Here is a 238-nt window from a genome sequence, read left to right on the forward strand (position 1 = left end):
GAGCTGCTGACCGAGTCCCGGGAGTGGCCCGACACCGGCCGGCCGCGCCGCGCTGGTGTGTCGTCCTTCGGTGTGAGTGGGACGAATGCGCACCTGATCCTGGAACAGGCCCCGCAAGAGCAGCCCGTGACGCCGGTGGAGTCTGTGCCTGAGTCGATGGTGGACGTCGGCGACGGTGTGGTGCCGCTGGTGGTGTCCGCCGCCTCGGCGGCATCCCTGGTGGGGCAGGCGGGGCGGT

1 protein-coding gene is annotated in these 238 nt (G+C 71.8%); it reads left to right on the forward strand.

What is annotated here, in order from left to right; all coding sequences use genetic code 11:
- Window positions 1-238: ketoacyl-synthetase C-terminal extension domain-containing protein (locus QQM72_RS40810; RefSeq protein ID WP_399080465.1), on the forward strand; the 238-nt coding region annotated here is incomplete at both ends.

It is taken from the genome of Streptomyces zaehneri (genome assembly GCF_032248645.1).
GTDB lineage: Bacteria > Actinomycetota > Actinomycetes > Streptomycetales > Streptomycetaceae > Streptomyces > Streptomyces coriariae.